The sequence below is a fragment of the Streptomyces sp. CA2R106 genome (assembly GCF_037034245.1).
Classification (GTDB): Bacteria; Actinomycetota; Actinomycetes; order Streptomycetales; family Streptomycetaceae; genus Actinacidiphila.
In genome coordinates, this window is the sequence record NZ_JBAGKC010000095.1 from 1 (window position 1) to 3042 (window position 3042).

Here is a 3042-nt window from a genome sequence, read left to right on the forward strand (position 1 = left end):
GAACTCCGCATCGAAATCACCCGCATCACCTACGAACCCGCCCACCCGGGCGTAATCCTGACTCCCATCACCGGGATCGAAGACACCCGAACCTTCCAGATCCCAGCCACGGTCGCCAGGGAACCCCGACATCGCATCGGTCCCCCCGGCAACCAACCGCCAGAAACCCTCCGGATCCTTCACCCCACCCGGGAACCGACAACCCATCCCCACGATTGCCACCGGCTCCTGCTCGCGTTCCTCCAGCTTTCGCAGGCGATTGCGCGTCTGGACGAGCTCGGCCGACGTCTTCTTCAGATAGTCGAAAAGTTTTTCCTGGTTTTCCATCAATGGACCCCCTCGTCGATTCGGCAATCAGTTTTCATCTGATGGCGACTCATGGAATCTGAATTCTTTGTCAAGGAAGTCAAATACCTCATCGGGAGTCGCCGAATCAAACGCGGAGGACTCATCGGATTCCGACCGAGAATCTCCCTGCACCTCTACCCATCTCGACAGCATTCCGCGCAGGATTCTCGTAATATCGTCGGGCTTCTCACAGCTTCCCGCCATCTTCAGAAGATTGGATTCGACCTGGTTGAGCTCGCCGATCATTGTCGCCATTCCTGTTTCGCCATCGGCAAATATTCCCGGCCGCAGGTGACGGGCGAGTTCAACCGGTGTCGGATGGTCAAAGACGAGAGTCGCGGGAAGAGTGAGGCCGGTCTCGGTGGCGAGCCGGTTGCGCAGCTCCAGCGCGGTCAGCGAATCGATCCCCATGTCGCGGAACGCCCGCTCAGGGTCCAGCTCCGCCGGGCTGGCATGACCCAGCACCACCGCCGTAGCGGTCCGGACGACCCGCAGGACCTCCTCCTCACGATCGGCCGGGCCGAGTTCGGCCAGCCGCGCGGCCAACCCGCCTCCACCCGCGGCTGCCGCGGCAGCGACAGGACGACCCGGAGAACCCGCCGTCAGACCACTCAACAACGGTGAAGGCGAAACACCCGGACGAGACAGCGCGGCCAAGTCCAAACGGGCCGGCACCACCAACGGCACGTCCCACGCGACCGCGGCGTCGAACAGGGCCAGACCCTGGACGGTCGACATCGGCTCGATGCCGCCGCGGCGCAGACGGGACAGGCCCGCACCCTCCAGTTGCTCGGTCATCTCCGAGGTCTGTTCCCACAGGCCCCACGCCAGCGACTGACCGGCAAGGTGACGTTCCTGGCGATAGACGGCCAGGGCGTCCAGGAACGCGTTCGCCGCGGCATAGCTACCTTGCCCCGGATTGCCCAGGATGGCTGCGGCCGAAGAGTACAGCACGAACCCGGCCAGGCCCATGTCCTCGGTCAGTTCGTGCAGGTTCCAGGCCGCGTCAGCCTTCGCCGACAGGACGGTCGCCATCCGCTGCGGTGTCAGTGACTCCACGGTGGCGTCGTCGATCACGCCGGCTGCGTGCACCACTGCCGTCAGCGGCCGCTCGACTGCGATCTTGGCCAGGACCGAGGCGAGGGCGTCCCGGTCGGCGGCATCTCCGGCCTCCACCCGGACGTCCGCGCCCAGCTCAGCCAACTCCGCAACCAGCCCGGCCGCGCCCGGTGCGGCCGGGCCGCGTCGCGACAACAACACCAGATGCCGTATGCCACGCACGGTGACCAAGTGCCGGGCCAACTCCCCACCCAACGTCCCCGTCCCACCCGTGACCAGCACGGTGCCCTGCGGGTCCCACTCGGCGGGCACGGCTCCGGGCTCCTTCGTCCCGGCCCGGGTCAGCCGACGCCCGAACACCGCCACACCGCTGCCGCCGTCAAGTGCGGGACTGATGCGGATCTCCGGCTCGTCAGCACCCAGTGCCAGGGCCATGACGGTGTCCACGTCAGCGTCTTGGGTCGGGTCCAGGTCAGTGGCCGGGTCGACGTCGACCAACAGCACACGCCCCGGGTGCTCGGACTGCGCCGAGCGCACCAGGCCCACCACCGCGGCACCGGCCAGGTCCTGCCCGATAGCTGCGCCCTGGGTCCAGATCACCAACCGCGCGTTGTCCGTCTCGGGATCGGCCAGCCACTGCTGCACCCAACCCAACACCGTCACAGCAGCCTGGTGGGCCGCCTGCGGCTCCGACATCCCGAACGGGGTGGTCGGCGCCGGGGCGACCACCACCGGCGCCAGCTCGGACCCGACCGACTCGCCATGCCGCACCCACTGCACCGCGACGGTGTCAGGGGTCTGCGGCACCATCAGTGGGACCCAGTCCACTGTGAACAACGACTGCCTGGCCGCCCGACCCGACCCGCCCAGTTGCCCTGGTGCAACCTCCCGGAGCACCAACGATCGTGCTTGCAGAACGGGTTCACCAACAGCGTCGAACGCGGTGACCGAGACCCCAGCTGCCCCAGGGGTCAGCACCACCCGCAGGTGGCGGGCACCGCCCGCCAGCAAACGCACCCCCGACCACGCGAACGGCAACCCCGTCGCCCCACCGTTGTCGCTGCCACTGCTGGAACTGCTGGCAGTGATGAGGGCGTGCAGCGCGGCATCGAGGAGGGCAGGGTGCAGGCCGAAACCGGCAACGTCATCTTCGACGGCCTCAGGCAGCTCCGCCTCGGCGTAGACGGTGTCCCCGGCCCGCCATGCCTGCCGCAGCCCCTGGAACGCCGGACCGTAACCGTAACCCTGCCGAGCCAGCCTGTCGTAGGCGTCGTCGACCGGAACCGGCTCCGCGCCGACCGGAGGCCACACGGACAGTGGGGCCGGGACCGGCTCGCCATCGGCGAGGGCCAACACACCGACGGCGTTCCGCACCCATTCGCCCTCACCCTCACGGGAAGAGACCGTTACGGTTCGCCGGCCACTGCCGCCGTCACTGTCGCCGACCTGGACCTGGACCTGCACGCCACCGGAGGCGGGAAGGACCAGGGGCTCCTGGAGCGTCAACTCCTCCAGGACACTGCACCCGGCCAGGTCGCCGGCGTGGACGGCCAGGTCCACGAACGCCGTCCCCGGCAACAGGACGGTGCCGTGGACCGCGTGGTCGGCCAGCCACGGCATCGCGGCCAGCGACAG

2 protein-coding genes are annotated in these 3042 nt (G+C 68.1%); both read right to left on the minus strand.

The genetic code is table 11. The features are described 5' to 3' along the window. Positions 1–327 (minus strand): beta-ketoacyl synthase N-terminal-like domain-containing protein (locus tag WA788_RS35140; protein WP_335984469.1); only part of this gene is annotated, 327 nt, incomplete at its 3' end. Between the two features lie 27 nt (positions 328–354). Then, positions 355–3042: SDR family NAD(P)-dependent oxidoreductase (locus WA788_RS35145; protein WP_335984472.1), on the minus strand; the 2688-nt coding region annotated here is incomplete at its 5' end.